The organism is Antarcticirhabdus aurantiaca (genome assembly GCF_009765365.1).
Taxonomy (GTDB): Bacteria; Pseudomonadota; Alphaproteobacteria; order Rhizobiales; family Rhizobiaceae; genus Antarcticirhabdus; species Antarcticirhabdus aurantiaca.
In genome coordinates this window covers 218,129-239,773 of record NZ_VTOM01000004.1, presented here as the reverse complement: position 1 = coordinate 239,773, position 21,645 = coordinate 218,129, and the positions used below count along the sequence as shown (strand labels likewise).

25 protein-coding genes and 2 pseudogenes are annotated in these 21,645 nt (G+C 65.8%); 10 read left to right on the top strand and 17 right to left on the bottom strand.

What is annotated here, in order from left to right:
* Positions 1-218 precede the first annotated feature (218 nt).
* Positions 219-698 (top strand): MarR family winged helix-turn-helix transcriptional regulator, encoded by a 480-nt coding sequence (locus tag FZN60_RS06610; protein ID WP_158872344.1) that lies wholly within the window; start codon positions 219-221, stop codon positions 696-698.
* A gap of 60 nt (positions 699-758) precedes the next feature.
* Here FZN60_RS06610 and FZN60_RS06605 read toward each other — a convergent pair whose 3' ends face one another.
* Positions 759-1,259, bottom strand: a complete 501-nt coding sequence (locus tag FZN60_RS06605) for a PAS domain-containing protein (RefSeq protein WP_158872342.1) — start codon at positions 1,257-1,259, stop codon at positions 759-761.
* Positions 1,260-1,441: 182 nt separating this feature from the next.
* Between FZN60_RS06605 and FZN60_RS06600 the strand changes: the two genes are divergently transcribed.
* Positions 1,442-1,822 (top strand): helix-turn-helix domain-containing protein, encoded by a 381-nt coding sequence (locus FZN60_RS06600; protein ID WP_158872340.1) that lies wholly within the window; start codon positions 1,442-1,444, stop codon positions 1,820-1,822.
* Between the two features lie 466 nt (positions 1,823-2,288).
* Complete coding sequence (locus FZN60_RS06595; protein ID WP_158872338.1) at positions 2,289-2,492, top strand: hypothetical protein; 204 nt, start codon at positions 2,289-2,291, stop codon at positions 2,490-2,492.
* Positions 2,493-2,552: 60 nt separating this feature from the next.
* On the opposite strand, the gene FZN60_RS06590 is transcribed toward FZN60_RS06595, so the two are convergent.
* From FZN60_RS06590 to FZN60_RS06570, 5 genes and pseudogenes are all read right to left on the bottom strand, one after another.
* Positions 2,553-2,714 carry a hypothetical protein gene (locus FZN60_RS06590; RefSeq protein ID WP_158872336.1) on the bottom strand — a complete coding sequence of 54 codons (162 nt, stop codon included), beginning with the start codon at positions 2,712-2,714 and terminating at the stop codon, positions 2,553-2,555.
* Positions 2,711-3,274 (bottom strand): transposase, encoded by a 564-nt coding sequence (locus FZN60_RS06585; RefSeq protein WP_199266500.1) that lies wholly within the window; start codon positions 3,272-3,274, stop codon positions 2,711-2,713. The genes FZN60_RS06590 and FZN60_RS06585 overlap by 4 nt, the downstream gene beginning before the upstream one ends.
* Before the next feature lie 14 nt (positions 3,275-3,288).
* Positions 3,289-3,585 carry a hypothetical protein gene (locus FZN60_RS06580; protein WP_158872332.1) on the bottom strand — a complete coding sequence of 99 codons (297 nt, stop codon included), beginning with the start codon at positions 3,583-3,585 and terminating at the stop codon, positions 3,289-3,291.
* Between the two features lie 107 nt (positions 3,586-3,692).
* Positions 3,693-3,937: pseudogene (locus FZN60_RS06575) on the bottom strand (transposase); the annotation flags it as partial.
* Positions 3,938-3,960: 23 nt separating this feature from the next.
* Complete coding sequence (locus tag FZN60_RS06570; RefSeq protein ID WP_158872330.1) at positions 3,961-5,016, bottom strand: YdcF family protein; 1,056 nt, start codon at positions 5,014-5,016, stop codon at positions 3,961-3,963.
* A gap of 611 nt (positions 5,017-5,627) precedes the next feature.
* On the opposite strand from FZN60_RS06570, the gene FZN60_RS06565 reads away from it, so the two are divergent.
* The 4 genes from FZN60_RS06565 to FZN60_RS06550 all read left to right on the top strand — a co-directional run bounded on the left by FZN60_RS06565 (position 5,628) and on the right by FZN60_RS06550 (position 9,806).
* The gene (locus tag FZN60_RS06565; RefSeq protein ID WP_158872328.1) at positions 5,628-5,798 is read left to right on the top strand and encodes an SMI1/KNR4 family protein; all 171 of its coding nucleotides are present in this window, start codon (positions 5,628-5,630) and stop codon (positions 5,796-5,798) included.
* Between the two features lie 646 nt (positions 5,799-6,444).
* Positions 6,445-7,374, top strand: a complete 930-nt coding sequence (locus FZN60_RS06560) for a LysR family transcriptional regulator (protein ID WP_158872326.1) — start codon at positions 6,445-6,447, stop codon at positions 7,372-7,374.
* A gap of 167 nt (positions 7,375-7,541) precedes the next feature.
* Positions 7,542-8,279: a putative quinol monooxygenase gene (locus FZN60_RS06555; RefSeq protein WP_158872324.1), complete on the top strand. Its 738-nt coding sequence runs from the start codon at positions 7,542-7,544 to the stop codon at positions 8,277-8,279.
* 123 nt (positions 8,280-8,402) lie between these two features.
* The gene (locus tag FZN60_RS06550; protein WP_158872322.1) at positions 8,403-9,806 is read left to right on the top strand and encodes an amidohydrolase family protein; all 1,404 of its coding nucleotides are present in this window, start codon (positions 8,403-8,405) and stop codon (positions 9,804-9,806) included.
* A gap of 291 nt (positions 9,807-10,097) precedes the next feature.
* Here FZN60_RS06550 and FZN60_RS29125 read toward each other — a convergent pair whose 3' ends face one another.
* The 8 genes and pseudogenes from FZN60_RS29125 to FZN60_RS06510 form a co-directional block, all read right to left on the bottom strand.
* On the bottom strand, positions 10,098-10,412 hold the full coding sequence (locus FZN60_RS29125; RefSeq protein ID WP_158872320.1) for a SemiSWEET family transporter: 315 nt from the start codon (positions 10,410-10,412) through the stop codon (positions 10,098-10,100).
* A gap of 82 nt (positions 10,413-10,494) precedes the next feature.
* Entirely contained in the window at positions 10,495-11,718 is a 1,224-nt protein-coding gene (locus tag FZN60_RS06540; protein WP_199266499.1) for an MFS transporter, read from the bottom strand.
* A gap of 580 nt (positions 11,719-12,298) precedes the next feature.
* The gene (locus FZN60_RS06535; RefSeq protein ID WP_158872318.1) at positions 12,299-13,438 is read right to left on the bottom strand and encodes an L-dopachrome tautomerase-related protein; all 1,140 of its coding nucleotides are present in this window, start codon (positions 13,436-13,438) and stop codon (positions 12,299-12,301) included.
* Between the two features lie 37 nt (positions 13,439-13,475).
* Positions 13,476-14,006, bottom strand: a complete 531-nt coding sequence (locus tag FZN60_RS06530; RefSeq protein WP_158872316.1) for a VOC family protein — start codon at positions 14,004-14,006, stop codon at positions 13,476-13,478.
* Positions 14,007-14,020: 14 nt separating this feature from the next.
* Positions 14,021-14,923, bottom strand: coding sequence for an SDR family oxidoreductase (locus tag FZN60_RS06525; protein WP_158872314.1), 903 nt, complete (start codon positions 14,921-14,923; stop codon positions 14,021-14,023).
* A 175-nt stretch (positions 14,924-15,098) separates the two neighbouring features.
* Positions 15,099-15,530: a GlcG/HbpS family heme-binding protein gene (locus FZN60_RS06520; RefSeq protein ID WP_158872312.1), complete on the bottom strand. Its 432-nt coding sequence runs from the start codon at positions 15,528-15,530 to the stop codon at positions 15,099-15,101.
* A gap of 264 nt (positions 15,531-15,794) precedes the next feature.
* Positions 15,795-16,208: a ketopantoate reductase C-terminal domain-containing protein gene (locus FZN60_RS06515; protein ID WP_199266498.1), complete on the bottom strand. Its 414-nt coding sequence runs from the start codon at positions 16,206-16,208 to the stop codon at positions 15,795-15,797.
* Positions 16,209-16,416: 208 nt separating this feature from the next.
* A pseudogene (locus FZN60_RS06510) lies at positions 16,417-16,566 on the bottom strand (transposase); the annotation flags it as partial.
* Between FZN60_RS06510 and FZN60_RS06505 the strand changes: the two are divergent.
* Entirely contained in the window at positions 16,565-16,891 is a 327-nt protein-coding gene (locus tag FZN60_RS06505; protein ID WP_158872310.1) for a hypothetical protein, read from the top strand. The pseudogene FZN60_RS06510 and the gene FZN60_RS06505 sit on opposite strands and share 2 nt — an antisense overlap.
* Positions 16,892-16,937: 46 nt before the next feature.
* On the opposite strand, the gene FZN60_RS06500 is transcribed toward FZN60_RS06505, so the two are convergent.
* From FZN60_RS06500 to FZN60_RS06490, 3 genes are all read right to left on the bottom strand, one after another.
* Positions 16,938-17,801, bottom strand: a complete 864-nt coding sequence (locus FZN60_RS06500; RefSeq protein WP_255475900.1) for a cytochrome-c peroxidase — start codon at positions 17,799-17,801, stop codon at positions 16,938-16,940.
* A 161-nt stretch (positions 17,802-17,962) separates the two neighbouring features.
* Positions 17,963-18,514, bottom strand: a complete 552-nt coding sequence (locus FZN60_RS06495; RefSeq protein WP_158872307.1) for an SCO family protein — start codon at positions 18,512-18,514, stop codon at positions 17,963-17,965.
* 2 nt (positions 18,515-18,516) lie between these two features.
* Positions 18,517-19,434: an amino acid ABC transporter substrate-binding protein gene (locus FZN60_RS06490; protein WP_158872305.1), complete on the bottom strand. Its 918-nt coding sequence runs from the start codon at positions 19,432-19,434 to the stop codon at positions 18,517-18,519.
* A 10-nt stretch (positions 19,435-19,444) separates the two neighbouring features.
* Between FZN60_RS06490 and FZN60_RS06485 the strand changes: the two genes are divergently transcribed.
* On the top strand, positions 19,445-20,722 hold the full coding sequence (locus FZN60_RS06485) for an ABC transporter substrate-binding protein (RefSeq protein WP_246726618.1): 1,278 nt from the start codon (positions 19,445-19,447) through the stop codon (positions 20,720-20,722).
* 68 nt (positions 20,723-20,790) lie between these two features.
* Positions 20,791-21,630 (top strand): ABC transporter permease, encoded by an 840-nt coding sequence (locus FZN60_RS06480; protein WP_158872303.1) that lies wholly within the window; start codon positions 20,791-20,793, stop codon positions 21,628-21,630.
* Positions 21,631-21,645 lie beyond the last annotated feature (15 nt).

Below are 21,645 nucleotides of genomic sequence, written 5' to 3'. Positions count from 1 at the left end.
AGTCGGCGTTCGCGCGTGCGGAGGATGCGAGGAAATGTCGAGGACGGGGCGCGTCCGGAAAAGATCGTCGCCAGGCCGAAACTTGTCGCTCTCGTGGGGTCTAGCTACGCGTTCTGCAACAAGTCGCAGCTCGACGTTTGGTGCATAGCTACCAATTGCCTGTGATCAGCCGCGCCGCTTCCATCCTGGAAAGATCAGCGGTTGCTTCGGAGGCATCCATGCCGACCCCTTCCAAAGTTCATCGCCAAACGATGCCACAAGAGGAGCCGGCTCTCGTCGCGGTGCTCCTGTCGCTGTCGCGTTCGTGCCGGCAGTTGATGCAGATAAAGCTCGTCGAAATCGACGTCATGGTCGGACAGGACCAGTTCCTCGACGTCCTGACGGCCGAGCGGGGGATCCCTGTCAGCCTCTTGGCACAGAGGCTCAACGTGCGTCCGTCGACGACTTCGAAGATGGCCGACAGGTTGGTCGCTCAAGGATGGGTGCTGCGCGAGGTCGATGATGAGGACGGCAGACGGACCCGGCTACGACTGACCCCCGTCGGCCTGGAGGTTCAAACCGAGGTCCGCAGGATCTGGGAACAGACAGATGCCGAACTGGCATCGGCCCTCGCGGGGGCGAGCGAACAAGCAAGCGTGACAACGATTCTTGCGCAGATGTCCGCGGCTCTGGATGGGCGCTTGCAGCGCCTCCGCTAGCCTGCGCATCATCAGGCCACCGGGAGCGAGCCCACGCGCCGCGGCGGAACGCGTCGTCGTTCAGTCCAGGGCGAACGGATCCATGTTCTTGGCGATCGCGCGTCCTGCATGAAGCAGCACGGCCTCGATGAGACAGCCAAGCATGGGATCGGATGTCAGCTGAGCGAACTTATGGGCCTCCAGGAGTTTGTCGATCACCGCGATGTCGGCGGGCACAGGAGGGTGCATGATGTCGGTCAGAATGCCCGAGAGGTGGGTGACCCGACCCGCTTCGTCCATGAAGGCACGCCCGGTCGCCTGGACCCAACGAAAACCGCCGTTCTCCGTTTTCAGCCGGTAGCGGTAGCTGTAGGGACCGCGATTCTTGATCGTCTCGTCCAGGCAGCGTGAGGCTCGGGCCCGGTCGTCCGGATGGATGCGCGGAACGAGACGGTCCTGCTCCAGCCCTGCGGCGCCTTCGGCGGCGTCGACACCGAACAGGCCGCTCATCGACGGATCGAGTTTCGACCGCAGCGTCGAGACGTCGACGCTCCAGAAGCCAAGCGGCTTGTATTCGGGCACGCGGTCTGACCGCCAAGACTGACTTCCCAAAAAATATCTCCGCCGACCTAGACGTGACGATCCCTGCACCCTCTGATTGGAACTGTTGAGCGCAACGAAATATTCAAGTGCGAGTGGCTTTGAGCGAAGGATATCTTGATCTAAAATAATCATTAACCGCCTGATTAATGAAGCTTGGATGATTGTTCGTCATTATGGATGAATCGACCATTGGAAAGAACCCTATCGATGCAGCGCTCGGCGAACGACTTAGGGGGCTTCGTGAAACCCGCCGGCTGAGTCTGGCAGACCTCGGACGCGCGATCGGCACATCCTATCAGCAGGTGCGCAACTACGAGGCTGGACAGAACCGCATCAGCGCCGCCACGCTTTATCGTCTGTCCCAGACCCTGGATGTCGAGATAAGCTACTTCTTTAAAGACCTGCCCACGAACGCGGCCCTCGGGTCCCGGGTTCCGAGCGCCAACGAGGCGACTCGCTGGGTTTCGCTCGAGCAAATCGACAATCCCGAGGTGCGACGCCACATGCTGGGCCTCCTCGACGCACTCGCCCGTAGGGACTGACGCCGCAGAGTCGGCGTTGCATCACATGCGGCGAAGAGCTTGCATCGCTCGTCCGGGTCGTTCGACCGACAAGCTATGGGTTCGTTCCATCCCCGCCGCGGCATGGGTTTCGTTGTTCGGGGCGCCGCAGTTGCTCTCGCAGACGCTTCCGCGACAGGTTCGCCGCCCGACCTGAGTTGATGGTGCCGGGCGGGTGTTCCTCGCCATCCATTCGCTTGGCCGGGAAGCCCACATTCGACCTTTCGGCGTTTATTTGCAGGAGAAAAACAAGCCGGCTCCTGCGTCAGCGGGCCGCAGGCAGGCACGCCGACCGGTCGCGCATGATCTCTGCCCGGCCTCGCCCGATCCTCGCCGGTGCGAGGCTCTTCGCGTTCTGACCACGTATGCCAGCCCAAGCAAGATGGCGTTGCGTTCGCCATCATAAGCTCGTTGAACAAGCGGATCAGGCTTGGAGTCGAGGTCCGTCATGCTGTCGCGCTGGCTACGCGAATTCGTGAAGAGCATTCCCGTGCACAAGTCCTGGCGTGCCGCCAACGACAATGCGGGAAGCGCGAGCCTCTTGGATTATTGGTTCGAACCTTGCGGTATCGACGAGATCATCTGGTGCCATCATGTGGCTGACGATCATTCCGTCATTCGTCTCGGTTCTTCTGTGCCCGGAAGGGCATGACTGTCGCGGAGCAAATTCGCCGAGCAAGATCAGGGCGGGCGTCGATCAAATCTCGGGGCTTCAAGAGAAGAATCGTCGCTTCTCGGGGTCTGTCGTGCAGGCGATGATCTGCGAACCCGCGATGTCGGATCCGACATAGCTTCTCAGCAGTGCAAACCCGAGCTGGCGACGTGCTTTGGAGCGCGTACCTTTCATTTCAGCTTGCTCTGTTGAAACGCTCATGGAGCTTCCTGGGCGAGGAGCATGAGGTTGTGGGAGATGACGCGCAGAAGGAGTTCGCGGGTCTGCGAAGCAGGCTTGCGGGCGGTCAGGGCTGGATCGAGGCGGCGCTTATGCTGGCTGAAGCCGCTCTCGACATGCCAACGCTGGTTGTAGAGGGATTTTGGGAAACGATGGCGCATGGCCCGCCGATAGGGCGTTTTGGGCCAGTACCGCCCTGTGTTGCGGCGGCTGAGGCGGATCAGCGTGCGGGCAACGCCCAACTCCTCGCGGCAGAGGCGGTAGTTGTGCTCGGCGTCGTAGCCGGCATCGCCGAGCACAGTGTGCAAAGGGACGTGCTCGGCGGCCTGACGCATGGCGGGGATGAAGTCGGGCGAGTCCTGGCTGGGGCCAAGGCCCGACACGGCTGCAAGGATGAAGTGGGATTGGGTATGCAGGACGACGGTGAGCTTGGGCCAGAGGCGCTGGCGATGGCCTTTGCGCTTTCGCCCCTGGCCTCGCCGATGGCCGACGTGGGCGCTGACGTGCCGCGTTTCCAATGCGGTCGCATCAACCGCGGCCACGGGCGCGGGATCCATCAGGCCAAAGGCGCGGGCTCGTTCGACAGCCGCCGCCTGGATGTCACCGAAAGCCCCTTTTTATCGGCCCCCGCCAGAATGCGGCGCGAGGCGTAGGCCAGCGACGAATAGTGCGGCACCTTGGACAGGCCGAGGGTTTGTCGCAGCTCGCTCCACTCGCCCACCAGCGTCACCACGCCTCGATAGTCCGTGCGTAGAAGCTGGCGCAGGACAAAACGGGCGAAGAGCTGCGGTTGAGTGTAATCCTTGCGCGAGTATCGGCAGCCGTAGACCGGCAGCGCGGACCGGCCCACCATCAAGGCCTCCCGCGCCACTCGAACCGCGGACAGGGAACGAAACCATCCAGCCGAGTTAGGGTTTCAACAGAGCAATTTCAGCTCGAAGCCGGCGGCTCTAAGAGTTTCTAACAAAACCACTTCGCGACGAAGCGCCAAGCGATGAGGGCGGCTGCGAGGGTAGTGAGTGCGAGGTGGATGTCGGCTCGGCGCTCGTAGCGGCTGGCGAGGCGCCGGAACTGGGCCAGCTAGGCGAGGCTGCGCTCGACCACCCACCTGTGGCGTCCCCGGCGCTGGCTGCTCTCGATACCGCGCCGGGCGTACGATGCGGGATTTGGCGCTTGGTCAGTGCCTGCCGGCAGCGGTGGTGGTCGCAACCTATCCTCTCACCGGCCCCTACTGTTGGAGACCAGGATAGGCCCAAAGGCCCGATACACGCATCAAGTCGCGGTAGACCACAAGGCGTTCGTCGGCCGAGACGTTCACCGCCTCGTCCATGCTGGGGGCATCAAGCGCCACCACCGGAACGACAAGAGCAGAGATACCCGTTTGCGACAGGGCTTCTTCCAGCACCACACGAGCACGACGCATATGGCTGGAGCTGGTGACGAGAATAACATTGTCTGCCGTATGCCGACGAAGCAGGTTGGCGACGTTCAGCATGTTGCCGACCGTGTCCTTGGATTTGTCCTCGATCATGATCCGGTCGCGGTCGATCCCGCGTTCCACCAGCCACCGCATCATGACATCGCCTTCGGTGACGCCGGCTTGCGGCTGCCCACCCGTGACCATCACCCGTGCGGCCGGGTTGGCCTGTGCGACCTTCAGCGCGACATTGAGCCGGTCGAGAAGAGGCTTCTCCGCCGTGCCGTCCTTGGCAAGCGCGTAACCCAGAACCACGATCGAGGTCTTGCCTGGGATGGTTGCGATATCGGCATTCGGCTTCTCCGCCATAATCTGCTCGACACGACCAAACAGGCGCCGGTAGGTTTCGGCCCGTTCGGCGTCGAGGCCAGCCAGGGACTGATGCGTCAGGGAAGCAAGCGTTTCGTTGTTCCTGATCCGCGCCAGCGCTTCGAGCCAAGCCTGCGCTTCAAACGAGTTCGGATCCTTGGCGAGGATGGAGCGGTAGGTCGCGGCAGCCTGGTCGGTCTTCTTCTGGAGAATCTGCGAGGATGCAACCGCAAACAGGAAATCGAGGCGTTCGGGGGCAAGCTTCGCAGCCTCAGCGAATGACTGTTCCACCACATCGTAGCGTCCGTGCAGGGTGATCCCTTTGAACACCTCGGCCTCGGCTTTCTTCACGTCGCCGCCGGTCCAGTAGTACCGCATCCCGGTATCCACCAGCGTCTTGATGCGATCAGCGTCGGCGGGGTCGAAAGCAAGGGCGCTGGTGGCCGTGATGGCTGTCAGGACGAGGACACCGGTGGCGGCAAGAAACGGGCGGATCATGGGATCTCTCTTCGCTGGATGCTCGGTCAATCTGCCGCTGAGATGAAACGATGGCTTTTGGCCACCCAACCTCCATCGGAGCGGCTGGTGTCGAAGCGATGTTTGGTCTTCGGCATTCTCTCCCGTCCGGTTGGTGAACCGGGGCGAGACATGACGACGAAGGGGTTGGGCGTCTCGAGTTCAAAACCGACTAATCACGCTCGGGTTACAGGGATATGTCCTCGGCAGCTCAAAGCTCGGCGAAGAGGTAGAACCCGCTTTGCCCGGCGACCGTGTGAATGGCAGGACGGTCGAAGGCGAACGGCTGGCTCTCGATCTCACGCGGTGCCCTTCGAGGGTTCAGGGCCTGTCGAAGAAGCGGGGCGCCATCATCCGCTGGCGTCAACATTGGCCACGCGGGAAGCAGCCCGCCGAGATGATCGCCCGCGAGCTGAAGCTTGAACGCTGTTCGGCCGCCAATGGCAGCATGGAGCCGGGAAGCCAAAACCCGCTGTGCGCCCGAGCGCTCTACATCCACACCGAAAGGGGCTGCGGGTGGGAAGGTGACCGTCTGCTGTTTGACGGAGGGGGGATGGAAGCTGACATCAGGGTTCGCAGGATTGGAGGACGGCATGACGACCCAAACCGACGGCAAGGCGGCCTTCGAGGAAGCGATCGACCACGCCAAGCAATCGGGTATGGTGGTGGACGGGTTTGTTCCAGGCGATGACACAGACATTGCAGCATTGGAGATCCGCCTCGGCGTCCGGCTTCCACCCTCGTACAAGGCCGTGGTCCGCTGATACGGGACCGTCGATTTCGAAAACCTCGAGATCTACGACCTGACGAAGCCGAGCGGCCTCAACGCCAAGGGTGTGCCCTACGTCGTGTTCGCCACGGAGGATGCACGCTGCCGGGGTCTCATCACAGCCGGAATGATCTTCTTCATGGCCTTGGGCTACGGACCTGCTTACCTTTTGGATTGCGACGAGGCGGACGAGTTGGGCGAAGCTCCGGTCTACGAGTTCCCCGCCGGAGGCGTCCCCTACGGCAGGGACAGGGTCGCTTCGAGCTTCGGGCACTTCGTCCTCAATGACGTGAGGAGCCTCACCGGAAGCTAAGTGTCGGCTTCCGGTGGCAATGATGGCATTCGTGAACGACGTAGAAGGGGTCGTTTGAGAAGGTCTGGTTCCGAGCGTCCGCTTCTTCACGTTGATCGGCTCGACTGGGTGGAAAGGCGACAATCGGCTTTGCGGGCGGCGCTGCGCTAAGCTGCCATCCATGTCGATGATAAGGCTGAACCTGTCTTTGGGTTGCCGGCGATCGAGAATGGTCGTCCTCAGGCCACTCGCAAGCCAAAACCCACGTCATAGTCCCGAAACCAGAAATAATTGACGCCTAACAGTCTCAGCCGCTAACAGCTAGGACGGTACCGTCCCGGAGCCGTCCTTGGTCAAGCTGAACAATCTCCAGAATCTTCGGGTGTTCGACGCGGTCGCGCGGGCGGGAAGTCTGACGAACGCCTCGCGTGAACTCGGCGTCTCGCTGACGTTGGTCTCGAAACGCTTGAAGGAGCTCGAGGGCGAGCTCGGGCTGCGGCTCGTCCAGCGCTCCACTCGCAAGCTCGCGTTGACGGAGGAGGGCGAGGCCTTCCTGGAGCGCTGCCGCGACGTGCTCGACGCCGTGGCGGCGGCCGAGGACGTGCGCCTTCGCCAGACCGAACGCGGCACGATCCGCCTGTCGGCCGGCGTCGCCTTCGCCCAGCGCCAGATCGCCCCGCGCCTGCCGGCCTTCCTGGATCGCCATCCCGACGTGACGATCCAGCTCATGGCCAGCAACGAGATGGACGATCTGATCCAGCATCGCCTGGACTTCGCCATCCGGCAGCTCGACCTGACGGACAGCGCCCTCGTCATGCGGCGGCTCGCCCCCGATGCGCGGATCCTCTGCGCCTCTCCGGCCTATCTCGCCCGGCACGGCACGCCGCGCCACCCCCGCGATCTCCAGGATCATCGCTGCCTCGCGATCGGCCTTCCGCCGCCGCGCCGCTGGCCGCTGTGGCAGGGCGAGGACGCCGTGGAGATCGAGATCGCCAGCACCGTCACGGGCACCAGCGGCGAGATCGCCCATGCCGCCGCGCTGGCCGATGGCGGCATCACGCTGAAGTCCGTCTGGGATCTCTTCCCCGACATCCGCAGCGGCCGGCTGGTGCGGGTCCTGCCGGAATGGTCGGGCGGCAGAGGGCGCTGGCTCCACCTCGTCTATCCGGCCCGCCGGCACCAGCCGCGTCGCGTACGCGCCTTGATGGACTTCCTTCAAGAGGAACTGGCCCAGGTGGTGCAGGAGAACGCCGATCTCGGCCTGCTCGAGACGTCCTGATCGAACCGCCTCGCCCGGTGCGTCGCGGCCCCGGGGCGCAGACTTGCCGATCCCGCAACAATCCATTGCCGGTGACGGAAGGAACTGTACTTAGCTAATAATCGTCGTCTCCGCGCCCCCCGCCTCAATCCGACGAGGCCGAAAGCAGCACGGAGCACGACCCCGACATGACGACTACCATCGGAGCCGCCATCCGCAGCATGGCCCTGGCAGGCACTGCCGCGATCCTTCTCACCCCCTCCCTGAACGGACCGGCCTCCGCCCAGGACGCTGCACCGGCACCGGTCGAGTTCCACGCGACGATCTCGGTGAAGCCGGAGGCGATGGACGGTTTCCTCGCGGTGATGCGCGAGAACGCGCGCGCCTCCCGCGCGGAGGAAGGCAACGTCTCCTTCGACGTCTACGGGCGCGAGGAAGGCGGCAACGAGCTGTTTCTGATGGAGCGCTGGGCCGACCGGGCCGCCGTCGAAGCCCATGGCAGGACGCCGCATCTCCAGGCCGTCGTCGCGCGCGTCGACGGCGACCTCGCCGCCGCCCCGCAGGAGCAGCCCCTGGTGCGCCTGTCGCCGATGGCACCGGAAAAGCCGATCGCGAACCCCGCCGCCACGCGCAACGTCGCCGTCACCATTCACGTCAAGCCCGAGATGCGCGAGCGGTTCCAGGCGACGCTCCTCGACGTGGTCGAGCCGTCCCGCGCCGCGCCGGGGAACCTCGCCTTCGACGTCTACCACCACGCGGACGACGAGAACGCCTTCTTCATCATGGAGCGGTGGACGAGCGTCGCGGAACACGAGGCGCATCTGGAGCAGCCCTACAACGAACCGCTCAACGCGATCTTCGAAGAGTCCCTCGCGCAGCCGCTCGGCGAAGGCCGCCGCCTGTTGAAGGATCTCGCACCGAGCTGAGGCTCCCGACGCGGGGCAGCTCCCCAGGGGAGCCGCCCCGCGCAACCGTCATGCCGACCCTCTCCGCCGCGCCGGATCCGCCGGGTCGGCGCGTTCCCTCGTCCCCTCCCTGCGAGCTTTCCGATGACCCTCCTTCGCCGCGACTTCCTTCTTTCCGGTGCGGCCGCTCTCGCGGCGACGGCGCTGTCGGCGCGCCCCGGCCTCGCGCAGCCGGCGCCAAGCGGCGCCGGCTCCTCCGAGGTGATCCTGTCGGGCGGATACGTCGTCAGCATGGACCCGTCGATCGGTGATCTTGCCCGCGGCGACGTCCATGTGCGCGACGGCGCGATCGTGGCGGTCGCCGCCGCCATCGAGGCGCCCGGCGTCGCGCGCCGCGACATGAGCGGCTGCGTCGTCATGCCGGGCTTCGTCGACACCCACTGGCACATGTGGAACTCGCTGGCGCGCGGCCTGCCGCAGAGCCGGCTCGGCCCCTTCGGCAAGACCATGGCGCCGCTCGCCCGCGCCTGGACGCCGGAGGCGAGCGCGCTCGGCGTGCGCCTCGCCGCCGCGGAAGCGATCCATGCTGGCATCACCACGGTCCACAACTGGGCGCACAACGTGAAGGGACCGGACTTCGCCGAAGCCGAGCGCGAGGCGCTCGTCGCCTCCGGCCTGCGCGGACGCTTCGCCTACGGCTACCCGCAGGCGCTCGGCGAGGAGGAGGTGATGGACCTTTCGGACCTGGAGCGCATGCGCGACCGGCACTTCGCCGGCGGGAGCGCGGGCCTCGTCTCGCTCGGCATCTGCGCGCGCGGCCCGGACCGCTCGGCCTCGCCGGTCTGGCGCCGCGAATGGGAAGCGGCGCGCTCGCTCGGCCTGCCGATCACCGCCCATGTCGCCTCGGACCGGGCGGCCGCCGCCATGGGCAACATCGCCGTCATGCACCGCGACGCGCTGCTCGGGCCGGACGTCCAGCTCGTCCACGCGACCCATGCAACGAAGGACGACCTGCGCAGGGTCGCCGAGAGCGGCTCGCCGATCTCGATCAGCCCCTGGACGGAGCTCGAGGTCGGCTACGGCCTGCCCGTCATCGCCGACATGGCCGATGCCGGCGTCGAGATGGGGCTCTCGGTCGACAACATGGTGCTGGCGGGCCACGCCGACATGTTCGGCGTCATGCGCATCACCGCCGACTTGGCGAGCGGCATGCGCGAGGACCAAGGCGCGCTGTCCGACCGGCGCGTCCTCGAATGGGCGACCCTCGGCGGCGCGCGGGGGCTGGGGATCGCGCAGACCACCGGATCCCTGACGCCGGGAAAGCGGGCCGACGTGATCGCGGTGCGCCGCGACGCGATCAACACCGCGCCTGTCGGCACGGTCGACTTCATGCTCACCCATGCGGCCCAGCCGACCAATGTCGACTTCGTCTTGGTCGACGGCGTCGTGCACAAGGAGAACGGGCGCCATACCCGCGTCGACCAGGAGGCCCTCATCGCGCAGGCGCAGGAAACCATCGCGCGCCTGCGGCAAGAGGCCGGGATCTGAGACAGGCCTCAACCCAATCGCGCCGCGCCGCCACCCAGCTAAGACGTGCCGGGCAGGCTGCGCGGAGCGAAGGAGGGTGTCAGAAGCGCAGGGCGGGACCGAGAGGCAGATCGCCGAGCCGCTCGGGCAAGGCCATGGCGACGGTCTCGGAAGGCGGCGAAGTGGCATCCCTTCCGCCCTTCACGGGGGCCAGGAGTTCGAGCGGCCGAGACCTCCAGGGGCATCGGGCCGCACCGGAAGTCTCAGGCGTCGAAGGCTCATCCTCTTCTGTCTCGGGATCAAAGAGGATCGTTACAGGGCTGTGACGAAGGTGATCGCCCCCAGCGCCACGCCCGGGCAGTTGCCGATCGCGACCGGCCAATCACGGCGTAAAGCGCCGTAGATGGACCACAGGCCGCAATTCAGGACGGTCGCCAGCGGCATGACGATCGAACCAGGCTGGCCCGCGAGGTTGAGCCTGATCTGGTCGATATAGGACAGGAACATGGTCATCGCCGTCAGCGTCGCGGCCCAACCGAGCCAACGCACGAAAACGGATGTTCGGATCGGGCCGGTCGTCTTGGCGCTCGATGCATCCGGCGGGGAACGGCGGGTCGGAGAACTCATGTGGGACTTCCTTCTCTGTCGGGCACCCCCGACGGACTTCGGTCGGGGGTGCACAAGGGCGGGGCAACGACGACGGGAAAGGTTAGGTGGTCGGGTTCGTCCGGCGGTCGTCCCTGCAGGCGACAAGCCAGATCGCCAAACCCCCGAGGGAAAGAACCGCACCGACGAGGCCCGCGGAGGGGAAGCCATAGCCGAGAGCGATGGGAATCCCGCCGAGCCAGGGCCCGATCGCATTCGCCATGTTGAAGGCGCTGTGATTGAGCACCGCCGCCGTGGTTTGCGCGCGACCCGCCACGTCCATCAGCCGCGTCTGCAGGACGCCGCCGGTGGCGCTGAAGAAGCTGACCGCAAGCATGGCGAGCCCGATGCCCCACGCGCTTTCTGCCGTCAGGGCGAACGCGACGAGGGCGAGCGCGCTGGCGCACAGGAAGATCGCTGGAGTCGACATCAGCGCGCGGTCGGCACACCATCCGGCCGCGACGGTTCCTCCCGTCATGCCGATGCCGTAGAGGGCGATCATGAAGGGAACCCAATGACGTTCCAGCCCCGTGACGCCGATAAGGGTCGAGGCCGTATAGGCATAGACGGCGAAGAAGCCGGCAAAGCCGATCGCCCCCGTCAGCAGCGTCAGCCAGATCTGCCGGTTGCCCAACCCCTTCAACTCGGACAGGGCGCTCGCGCCGAGGTCGGGAACGTCGCGCGGAAGCTGCCAGACGCATAAGGCCATGACGATCATCGCCAGCGATCCGGGCAGCGCGAACGCCCATCGCCAGCCGAGAGCCTGACCGAGAGCGGTGACGGCAAAGACGCCGAGGATCATGGACAGCGTCAGACCGAGCATGACCCGCGCGACCGCGCTCGCACGCCTGCGGCGCTCGATCAGCGAAGCGGCCATGAGAGCCGCGACGCCGAGATAGGCGCCGTGCGGTAGGCCGCTCACGAAGCGGAAAACGAGCAGCGCCTCGAAGGACGGGGCCACCGTGCTCAGCGCGTTGCCGATCGCGAAGAGCCCCATGCAGCCGATCAGGAGCCGCCGACGCGACGTGCGCGACAGGGAAACGGCGATCAGGGGCGCCCCGATGACGACACCCAGCGCGTAGGCGCTCACGACGCTGGCGGCGACGGGTTCCGCGAGGCGGAAATCGGCCGCGATCTCCGGCAGGAGGCTCATGGCCGTGAACTCGGCCGTCCCGAAGGCGAAGGCACCGAGGGCAAGGGCGAGGAGGACCAGGGAAACACTGATACGGGAACGTTCGGCGTTCGGAATGAACGCCATCGTTCCGGCGGGAACGTGGATGTCGGACATAAGCAGGCCTGTCGATGTTTGCGCATGCCTGCGGCGACGCCCTCCTCGCACGGCCGAGAGCCCGGATAGTCCGGGTCGGGGCGGTACGAACGGTGAGACGAGGTGGCGCCGACGCGAGGGCGTGAGGATGGGCGTATCAAAGACCGACGATCGCGCCGCGCAGGTCGACTGCGTCGAAGCGTTGATGGTCGGAGCTCGTCGAGGGTCAGGACCCGGCAACCGGGTCTGCACCGATCAGCGCAGGCGGTTGGCGGGCCCAGGATGGCTTGGTGTGCTCACGGAGCCAATCCTTCTTGAGTGTTTCAGATCAACGCCCCGCGCATCCGCCCGGGAAGGGCGGGCGATCACGGAAAGGATCGATGCGGGCGATCCAGGGCGGGTGTGGGCTTCGTGCGTCCTGCCGGTTGCACGCCGCCATAGCTTGGAGGCGTCTAACCTTTCGACAAGGGATACGAGCGAAAAAGTACCCGGCTCTGCCGGACACGATCCGGCTTCCCCGGCGAATAGCAAGCGTCACGTCTCGCTTCGCGCCGCCCGTTTCAGGAGTGCCGAAACAGGCTGCGTCGAGCAAACAGGAGGTTCAGAAGCGCAAGGCGGAACCGAGCGGCAGATCGCCGAGCCTTTCGGGCAGGGCAATGGCGAAGGTCTCGAAGGGCGGAGTGGTGGCGTCCTTTCCGCCGTTCATGGGCGCCAAGAGTTCGAGTTGCGGTGCGGGGATGAGCAGGCGGCGGTCGGAAGTGATGAACATCGCATCGGGAGAAACGAGCCGTTCGTCCGCGACCAGAACCGCTTCCCGACCGGAACTCGAGCGCACGACGACCCGCCGGCGCTCGATATCCGCAAGGTAGACGTTGCCGAGATCGTCCATCGCCGTTCCATGAACCGTCGGCATCTCGAAGGCGGTCTCGATCCGATCGGCGAGATCGGCATCAGTGAGACCCGGATCGTTCAGGGCCGAGGTCGCGATCCGCCGCATCGGACCGGACGGGGCCGCGAAGTAGAGCCAGGCGCCGTCCGGGCTGACCTCGATCAGGTCGCTGTGAACGGCCGACGTTTCGCCGGCCTCGTCGACCAGGAGCCTGCCGCCGAAGCCTTTCTGGGGACGGCCCGCCGTTTCCTTCAGCAGGGGATGGCCGGACAGCCGCCGCACCGTGCGCCCGCTCGATCGATCGTGGACGAGGATGCCGCCGAGACCGGAGTCCGTGACGTAGACGACGTCGCCGTGCAGGCGGAGATCGTTCATTCGCGCGCCCGGCGGCAGGAGACCGGCGTCGAAGCGCAGGACCTCGATCGGTTCCCCGCCGTCCGGAGCGAATCGGACGATCTTCTGGGCGCCGGCAGGCGGCTCGCCGTCGCCGTTCGTTCCCTGGTCGATCAGCCAGAGCGAGTCGTCCCCGGCGACGCGGCATGCGTTGACGCAGACCAATGCATCGCGGCCGTCGCCGCCGGGTGTCCACGCATTCCATGCGTTGCCGGGGAACGGTGCGACGCTGCCGTCCACGCCGACCCGCAGAAGCGAGGGCGTCCGTCCATGGCCGGGCATGCGCGGAGCGTTCAGGATGATCGTCCCGTCGCCGAGGGCAGCCGCTCCGTTGGTCAGGACAGGCGATCTCGCGACGATTTCGAGGCTCGCTTCCTGCGCCATCGCGCCGAAAGGGCGGCCGATCGCGGCGGCTGAGACTGCGGCGCCGAGGCCCAGCATCGCTTCGCGGCGGGTCATGGCGCAAACCGCGCAGCAGCTTCGAAGGCGAAGGATCTCACGAGCCGCTCTCCGGTTCGGGGATGAAGCGTTCCTTCGTCGCGCCCGAAACGTACGTCATCGGCGACGGCAGGTGAATGAGTTCGATCAGGCTGCCCCAGGGCGTGCGGCAGAACCAGAGCTGATTGCCGGGGCCGCTCTCCTCCTGAAAGCAGTCCTGCGGACCGTCGAGCATGCTGCCGCCGGCCGCCACCACCGCTTGGCCCGCGGCCGCGATGTCGTCGACATAGATGGAGAAGTGTGTGGGCCCGAGCGTCGAGATGCCGGCCGGCTTGCCCTTCGGATGATCGACCTCGAACAGTTCGAGATTGGCGCCCGTGCCGATGCGCAGCATGGAGATGGCGCGCTGCGCGTTGCCCGGTTCGAGGCCGTTGACGGGGCCGATATCCTCGCCCGTCTGGGCAGGCCGCGACTTCGGCAGAACGCGGTAGAGAACCTCTGCGCCGAAGGCCTTGGCGAAGAAGGCCTCGCCCTCCTCGATCGTCGGCACGGTCATGCCGACATGCTCGATGCCGCGTGCGAAGCTCATGATACGCTTCTCCTTCATGCCAGGTGGTTGCCGCCGGTGACGCCGAGCGTCTCGCCGGTGACGTAGCTCGACTCGCCGGAAGCGAAGTAGACGTAGGCGGGCGCCACCTCCGCCGGTTGGCCCGGACGCCCGATCGGCACGGACGCGCCGAAGCTCGACAGTTCGTCGATGGGCGTGCCGCCGGAGGGCTGGAGGGGCGTCCAGACCGGGCCCGGGCAGACGACGTTCACCCGGACGCCCTTTGAGGCGACCTGCTTGGCGAGGCCGCGCGAGAAGTTGATGATCGCCGCCTTGGTGGATGCGTAGTCGAGAAGGCCGGGCGAGGGCTGGTAGCCCTGGATGGAGCCGGTGGTGATGATGGAGCCGCCCTTCGGCAGCACCGCCACCGCCGCCTTGCAGATCCAGAACATGGCCGTGACGTTGACCCGGAAGGTCGCCTCGAAGTCCTCCGTCGCGAGATCGGCGATGTCGTCGACGTTCACCTGCCGGCCCGCGATCAGCGCCACCGTGTCGAGCCCGCCGAGCTCCCGCAGCGCCGTCTGGACGAGCGAGGTCGCGAAGGCCTCGTCGGAAATGTCTCCGGGCGCGAGGACGGCTCGGCGCCCCGCCGCCTCGACCAGCCGCGCGACCTCTGCCGCATCCTCCTCCTCGGCGGGGAGATAGGAGAGGACGATGTCGGCTCCCTCCCGCGCGAAGGCGATGGCGGTGGCACGGCCGATGCCGGAATCCGCACCGGTGATCAGGGCGCGCCGCCCCGCGAGCCGCCCGGCGCCGACATAGGTGTCCTCGCCGTGGTCCGGGCGCGGATCCATCGGCCCCGTCAGGCCGGGGGCCGGCTGTTCGCGCTGGCGCGGAAAGTCCGGGCGCGGATAGCGCGTTAGCGGATCGACGAGGCTGTGTTGGGTGAGGCGTGTCATGAAGGAAGGCTCTCGTTCTGAAGAATGGTCCTGCACGGCGGCGGAGCAGCGGTACAGGGAGCGTGGATCGCCGTCGGCGAGATCGATCCAGCCGTTGGCTGCAAGGACCGAAACCGGGAACTCAGCGATCCTGGCGATGCGCTGCTGATGGTCGGGGCCGTCACGGGCCCTCGGGTCAAACCCGGAAGGCTTGCGCGGCGCGTTCGGCGAGCTGCTGCTCGGTGTCTTCCGTATGTCCGCTCACCGAGACGGCGCCCACGAAGTCGCTCTCGTTCGGCTCGCCGGTCCAGAGCGGAACGGCGCCGCCGAGCGGGATCAGCCCGGGCAGGTTGCCGAGCCAGGACTGGTGCTCGGCCATCTTGCCGAACTGCGCCAGGGGCGTGCGGAAGCCGGCGCAACTCCTCGCCTTGCCGATGCTCGCCTCGATGCTGCCGGGATAGGCTCCGTCCATGCGGCGGAAGGCGACGAGATGACCGCCATGGTCGACGACGGCGATGGACACGCGGGCGCCGATCTCGCGGGCGCCATCCTCGGCGACCTCGATCAGCCGCGTCGCGGTCTGCGCATCGATGCTGCGCTCGGTCAGCAGGCTTTGATTGCCGGTCATTGCGATGGATCCTCGTTGCCGTCTGTCTGTCTTGCTGCAATGCGAAGACGACAGCCGCGCTCCATCGCGAACCGGACAGGGACTGTTGCTCGATCGTGAAGAAGCACTCGCGCGACCATCGACGCAGAAGCGTTGCTGGCGCGCGGCAGTAGGTGATGAACAGGGGTTCGATCCCGCCAAGTGCGATTCGCGTGACCGGAAGCGAGCCGCTGAAGATCAGCATTCCCGTCAGCCCGTTCAGCCACGCGCTCGATGAACGGATGGTCATGGCGTCACGATCCCCGCTCGTATCGCCTCATAGGTCTGCATGTGAGCGAGGCTGATCCGAAGCAGCGGAGCCGAGACGCCCAGCGATCGTGCGCGCGCCAGCATGTCCCCGATGATGTGATCATGTTCGGTCTGCCCTCCGCGCGCGATGTCGCGGAACATGGAGGCGGTTCCCGTCGATCCGCGCTGCGTCAGCTCAGCGACCATTCGGCTCGATGCAGCCCCGCGCGGGGCATGGCCGATGGCCGCGGCCGTCGCCACGCACTTGGCAAGTATCTCGCGCAGGATGGCCTCCCTTTCGTCTGCCATGAGAATAGCGCCGATCGGCCCCCGCATCAGCGTGGTCATGCCGGCATAGATGGCGAGAAACGAGAACTTCTCCCCTATCTCCTGCATGATGTCGTGGCTCAAGATCGGCTCGAATCCGCCTTGGAGGAGGATGCGATGCAAGGCCTCAACGGCGTCGGCCTGCTCCGGTATTCTGGCACCGAGAACGAACTGCTGCGCCGTATTCAGATGTCAGATCGCACCGAGATCATCGAGGGTGACGCCGATATGGCAGAGCCCGCCGAGGATTCGCGTGCGTCCAAAGAGCGCATCCAGACCTTGGTTGACCTTGGCCGCCATACTCCTTGCGCCACCGATAATAGGTCACTTCGGTCACGCCGATCGAGCGCACCGCGCCCGCTACCGTGCGGCCCTGCGATACCAGAACGTCAACCTGCCGCAGCTTTGCAACAATCTCTTCGGGCTTGGGTCGTCTTGCCATGGCCGTCCTCCTTCAGGCTCCAAAAGCCGTACTTCAGGGCCGACCATTTCGATGGGGTAGATCAGACGTCCTGTTCCGCCGCGACTGGTCCTGGCCGACCGAAGCGGACGCGACAGCGGTGCTCGAAGTATCGAAATACCTCGTCGCTTCCAAGGCGATCGAGGCGCCCCTGACCTGGGCACAGATGAAGGGTGCGTTCGAACGCACGGCGCCGCTGGCGCAGCAGGCTTACGAGCATCTGGGATCGAAACCCGAAGCCGCCGAGTTCACGCGTAAGGACACTAGCGACCTGCGCAGCCTTCCGTCCTGGCAGATCGAAGACTAGACGGATCGGACCTGATAAGCCGTCTGGGGTGGGCATCGCCTGCTCGTCATAGGCTCTTTAGAAAGGCAACCAGAGCCTCACGCTCGGAGTCTCCGAGCGTGAGCGCCTCTACGAGGGGAGACAGGCGCGCCGCCTCTTGAAACAGGGGCCGCGCCGCCTCCGCCGCGTTGCGGGCGCGCACGTCGCCGCCGCCGCGGGCGTAGAAGTTCACGACGGCCCGCAGCGAGGGTAGGAGCCCATTGTGCATGTAGGGCGCCGTCATCGAAACGTGCCGCAGGCTGGGCGTTCGGAAGCGGCCGGCATCCTCGGGCACCGACGTCACGTCATAGCGCCCGAGATCCTGACTGACCTCGCCGAACGAGGAAAGGCGAAGATTGTGGAACCGTCCGTCCGTTAGAAGCTGGCCGGAATGACAATTGGCGCAGCCAGCCTTCGTGCGGAATAGGTGGAGCCCCTCAAGTTCCTCGTCGCTGAGAGCCGACTTGTCGCCGGCGAGGAAGAGGTCAAAGCGGCTCGGCCGTTGCAACGTCCGGACATAGGCCGCAAGCGACTCGCCGATCTCCGCGGTACCCAACCCTACGCGATCCTCGAGCCTTGTGGCCGTCTGCGGACCCATCTCCGCCGGGTCGAACAGCGGCGCGAGGCTCCGCGCGGCCAGGGGGTGGCCTTTGCCATCCCAGTCGAAGAGCGGAGTCCTTGCGGTGTGAAGAAGGCTCGGCGTGTTGCGCCGCGTGGCCTTGCCACCCGTGCCGCGAGACAGTGGCTTGTCGTCCGCCCACGCCAGTTCCGGCCAATGACAGGTGGCGCAGGACACGTCGCCCCTTGCGGATAGTCGCCGATCAAAAAAGAGCCCGGCACCGAGGGCGGCGCGCTCGGCGTACGGTGGCACGGTGGCGGGGGGAAGGCCCATTTCGGCAAAGATGGCCCCCGCCCGCAGGTGCGGACGCGGCCACGTTTCCGGCGTACCTGCATACGACAGGCGTAGATCCCGAACTGGCGAGATCGACGGGTGAGAGGAGGCCTGGCTTATGGAGAAGGCCGCAAGAAGAGCCGCCGCGAGGCGTCCAGCCTTCACGGCGCAGCGATCAGGGCCCTCAGCTTGGAGATCTGCTCCTCCTGCGATGCCCGGTAGTCCAGCTTGTCGAAGAAGCGCCCGTGCTGGTCCATCAGGAAGACCAGCGCCGTATGGTCCATCGTGTAGTCGTCGTTGGCCGTCGGCACCTTGCGATAGGTGACGCGGAAGGCCTGGGCGGCGGCCGCAGTCTCGTTGGGCGTCCCGTGTAAGGCGACGAACCGTTCGCCGAACGGTGACAGGTAGGCTTTCAGCCGCTCCGGCGTGTCACGCTCGGGATCCACGGTGATAAAGGCGACGCGCAAGTTCTCCGCGTCCGCTCCGATGGCATCGAAGGCACTGGAGATTTCGTAGAGGGTCGTCGGGCACACTTCGGCGCACGAGGTGAAGCCAAAGAAGACGAGATACGGCCGGCCTGCCAGATCGGCGTCGCCGAAGCGCCGGCCCTCCTGCGTCGTCAGGCTGAATGTGGTGCCGACGGACGGCCCCGAGACGGCGGCCCGCGGGGCGGCTGCGGCGATCAGGGCCGCCAAGGCGATGCGGGAGAGCATTGTCAGTGACAATCGGGAGCCTCCTGGTCGAGATAGATTTCGAACGCGACATTGGCCGCCCACCGCTCCACCCGCCGGCTCCAGGGCTTCTCGGCATTGATGCGTGCGAGGGCCGCAGCGAATTCCTCCCTTGTGGCAGGCGATGCGGAGAGGTGGAGGTCGCGCGCTCCGACCGGCTGCAGCGTGGCCGAGAATTTTTGCCAGTTCTCCTGCCGGAACAGCCGGTCGAGCAGAACGGCGTCGTGGATCGCGACGTCGCATTCGCCTGTGCGTACCCGCATCAGCGAGCGCGCGGGGACGGGTTCCTTACGGATGCGCGCCTTGTGGCGGGTGGCCAGCGCCAGTGCCTCTTCGTTGCCGTCCGAGACGCAGGCCGTACGCCCCTCAAGGTCGTTCCAGGAACGGATCGTCGTATCGGAGCGCATGGCGACCGTCAGCGCCGAGCCGTAGCCCGTTTCGATACCCTCGCCGCCCCTCGCGAGAGCCGCGTCGATCCGGCCGTCCGCAAGGGCCGAAGCCATGTCGTCGGGAGCGACCACCTCGAAGGCGACGGGGCGGCCGAGCGCCTTGGCGAGGTCTCGAGCGAGATCCGTCTCGAAGCCTTCTTCCGTGTAGAGCCGCGCGGCAGGCGTCGCGGGCTCCGGCGTGAGATGGGAGACGCCGACGCGCAAGGGGATGGGGTAGGCGGGAGTTCCTTCCGTCGCGGCGGCGCTGGCGCACGAGATGATCGCCGATGCTATGGCGACGGCGGATGAGAAGAACGGGTTCGGCATTCTGGATTGAAGACCTTGGCCGGCGGAAATGCCGGGAGGCTGCCTCGATCGGCATGCCACCGAAAGAAATTTTTTCTTCGCATTCTGAAAAGGAAAAATTGCAAGGAAAATATTCGTTTCATCCAGTACGGGAGCGATAGACGCCATTCTCCTAGGAGTGCCAGCCGAAGAACGAAAGGTTCGGCGATCGGCGGTTCATAGGAAGAAAGGAAATATTTTCTCACGCAGTATGCTTTGGCGGGCCGTAGCTTGTTCGGAGCGGATCGGAGAAGACGAAGACCCCTCAGGCTTCTACTCACGTCCGGTCAGGAGAGATTTCAATATGATTGGAAAGATCAAGGCGACGATTGCGGGAAGCGTTCTGTCCGCTGCCCTTCTGGGTGTTCTGTCGGTGGGACAGGGCGTCGTCGAGCCTGCCGGCGCGAGCGAACAGGCGACCGGCGCCGGGCCGACCGAAGTCCTGCCCTATATCAATCTCCAACTCCGGCCCTGGACCGTCGTCGCGCAGGAGAAGGGCTTCCTCAAGGAGGAATTCGATAAGATCGGCACCCGCGAGGTGAACCTAATCGCCTCCGGCACGGCCGAACTCGTCGGCGCCGAATCGGCGGCGCTCGACCGTGGCTCGATCGCGATCGCCCAGCGCATGATCTATCCGGCGACTGTCCACAAGGCGAACGGGCTCGACGCGGTGATCGTCTGGGAGTCGGAGCCGTCCGACCAGTACCGGACGCCCATTCTGGCGCGCGTCAACAACGACGAACTGAACAGCGTGGCCGATCTGGAAGGCAAGAAGTTCGCCTCCAGCCGCATCTCCTGCTATTTCACGTCGCCTTTCGAGATCCTGACCAAGGCTGGCCTGCCGCTGGACTCCCGGCTGAAGGAAGGCAAGGTCCGCTATCAGTCGATCGACAACACGGCCGCCGTCAACGCCGCACTCCTTTCCGGCGCGATCGACGCGACCGCGGCGCATCTGGGCACCAACAACGCGGCTGCGCTCTGGCTTTCGGGGCAGGTCAAGGTGATCGGTCGCTCGCCCGACGACGGCGTCTACGTCAACGGCGCGGGCCGGGTCTCCTATTTCGCCATGCGCGACTTCGTGGATCGCTACCCGCAGGCGGTGAAGGCGTTCCTCGTCGCGCATGAGCGCACCAAGGCTTGGATCGCGGCCAATGTGGACGAAGCCGCCGAGATCATCGCGGAAGGCACGCGCGTGCCTGTCGAGGTCGCGAAGTTCCAGATCACCGATCCGTCCTCCTTCGAGTTCATGAAGGGCGAGCCGGACGCCGACAAGGCGCGGGCGGGCATCAAGGCGTTTCAGGACTGGTACATCGCCAACGGCGACGACATCCTGACCGACCGCCGTCTCAGCGAAGCGGCGATCGACGACTTCGTGGACGAGCGCTTCTTCGCCGGCGGCCAGTACTCGATCTACTGACCTCAGCCTGCGGCTGCCCGTCGCGGCGGGCGGCCGTGTCCTGCCATATTTCACAGTCGGAATCCGCCATGAGCCAAGTCGCCGCCCCAGGCGAGGCGATCCTCGCCGCCTCCGCCTCGCCCTTCTGGTCGAACCGGTTCGGACGCTTCTTCGACAGGTCCAACGCCATCGGCCTGATCCTGCCGCTGATCATCTTGTCGCTCTGGCAGGCCTCCTCGTCGCTCGGCTGGATCCAGCCGGTCTTCCTACCGTCGCCGCTGGCGACCGCGGAGGCCTTCTGGGTCATGCTGACGCGCCAGAACCTCCATTGGGACTTCCTGGTCTCCATCTCCATCGTCGGCCAGGCCTTCCTCTACGGCTCCGCTCTCGCGATCGTTCTGGGTGTGGCGGCGGGTCTCTCGCGCAACGTGGAGCGATTCCTCGGGCCGACCTTCGATTCCATCCGCCACATTCCGGGCATCGCGTGGCTGCCGCTCATCGTGCTCTGGCTCGGCATCGGCGCGCCGGCCAAGGTCGTGGTGATCGCGAAGTCGGTGTTCTTCCCGGTCTTCCTGAACACGCTGCAGGGCATCCGCAACGTCGATAAGTCGCATGTCGAACTCGGGGCGGTGCTGACGCTGACGCGCTGGCAGCTGGTGCGCAAGGTGATCCTGCCGAGCGCGGTACCTAGCATCATGGTGAGCCTGCGCTATTCGGCGGGCCTCGCCTGGGCGCTCGTCGTCGTCGCCGAGGGGCTCAGCGGTCTGGAGGGCATCGGCTTCCTGATCTTTCGCGCGCAGGGGCTTCTGCTGACCGACCAGCTTCTCGTCTGCATGGTCATCATCGGCCTCGTCGGCTTCGGCATCGACCGCCTGATGTATCTCGCCCAGCGCCGCGTCCTGCGGTGGAAGCAGGGCTTCGAAGGCTGAACCGGACGATAAAGG

Excerpts from the sequence above, each read along its gene's own strand:
- FZN60_RS06610 (WP_158872344.1), top strand. The coding sequence starts at position 219 with ATGCCGACCCCTTCCAAAGTTCATCGCCAAACGATGCCACAAGAGGAG.
- FZN60_RS06595 (WP_158872338.1), top strand. The coding sequence starts at position 2,289 with ATGCTGTCGCGCTGGCTACGCGAATTCGTGAAGAGCATTCCCGTGCAC.
- FZN60_RS06590 (WP_158872336.1), bottom strand. The coding sequence starts at position 2,714 with ATGAGCGTTTCAACAGAGCAAGCTGAAATGAAAGGTACGCGCTCCAAA.
- FZN60_RS06580 (WP_158872332.1), bottom strand. The coding sequence starts at position 3,585 with ATGGTGGGCCGGTCCGCGCTGCCGGTCTACGGCTGCCGATACTCGCGC.
- FZN60_RS06570 (WP_158872330.1), bottom strand. The coding sequence starts at position 5,016 with ATGATCCGCCCGTTTCTTGCCGCCACCGGTGTCCTCGTCCTGACAGCC.
- FZN60_RS06565 (WP_158872328.1), top strand. The coding sequence starts at position 5,628 with ATGACGACCCAAACCGACGGCAAGGCGGCCTTCGAGGAAGCGATCGAC.
- FZN60_RS06555 (WP_158872324.1), top strand. The coding sequence starts at position 7,542 with ATGACGACTACCATCGGAGCCGCCATCCGCAGCATGGCCCTGGCAGGC.
- FZN60_RS06550 (WP_158872322.1), top strand. The coding sequence starts at position 8,403 with ATGACCCTCCTTCGCCGCGACTTCCTTCTTTCCGGTGCGGCCGCTCTC.
- FZN60_RS29125 (WP_158872320.1), bottom strand. The coding sequence starts at position 10,412 with ATGAGTTCTCCGACCCGCCGTTCCCCGCCGGATGCATCGAGCGCCAAG.
- FZN60_RS06540 (WP_199266499.1), bottom strand. The coding sequence starts at position 11,718 with ATGTCCGACATCCACGTTCCCGCCGGAACGATGGCGTTCATTCCGAAC.
- FZN60_RS06535 (WP_158872318.1), bottom strand. The coding sequence starts at position 13,438 with ATGACCCGCCGCGAAGCGATGCTGGGCCTCGGCGCCGCAGTCTCAGCC.
- FZN60_RS06530 (WP_158872316.1), bottom strand. The coding sequence starts at position 14,006 with ATGAGCTTCGCACGCGGCATCGAGCATGTCGGCATGACCGTGCCGACG.
- FZN60_RS06525 (WP_158872314.1), bottom strand. The coding sequence starts at position 14,923 with ATGACACGCCTCACCCAACACAGCCTCGTCGATCCGCTAACGCGCTAT.
- FZN60_RS06520 (WP_158872312.1), bottom strand. The coding sequence starts at position 15,530 with ATGACCGGCAATCAAAGCCTGCTGACCGAGCGCAGCATCGATGCGCAG.
- FZN60_RS06505 (WP_158872310.1), top strand. The coding sequence starts at position 16,565 with ATGGCCGTCCTCCTTCAGGCTCCAAAAGCCGTACTTCAGGGCCGACCA.
- FZN60_RS06500 (WP_255475900.1), bottom strand. The coding sequence starts at position 17,801 with ATGGGCCTTCCCCCCGCCACCGTGCCACCGTACGCCGAGCGCGCCGCC.
- FZN60_RS06495 (WP_158872307.1), bottom strand. The coding sequence starts at position 18,514 with ATGCTCTCCCGCATCGCCTTGGCGGCCCTGATCGCCGCAGCCGCCCCG.
- FZN60_RS06490 (WP_158872305.1), bottom strand. The coding sequence starts at position 19,434 with ATGGCGTCTATCGCTCCCGTACTGGATGAAACGAATATTTTCCTTGCA.
- FZN60_RS06480 (WP_158872303.1), top strand. The coding sequence starts at position 20,791 with ATGAGCCAAGTCGCCGCCCCAGGCGAGGCGATCCTCGCCGCCTCCGCC.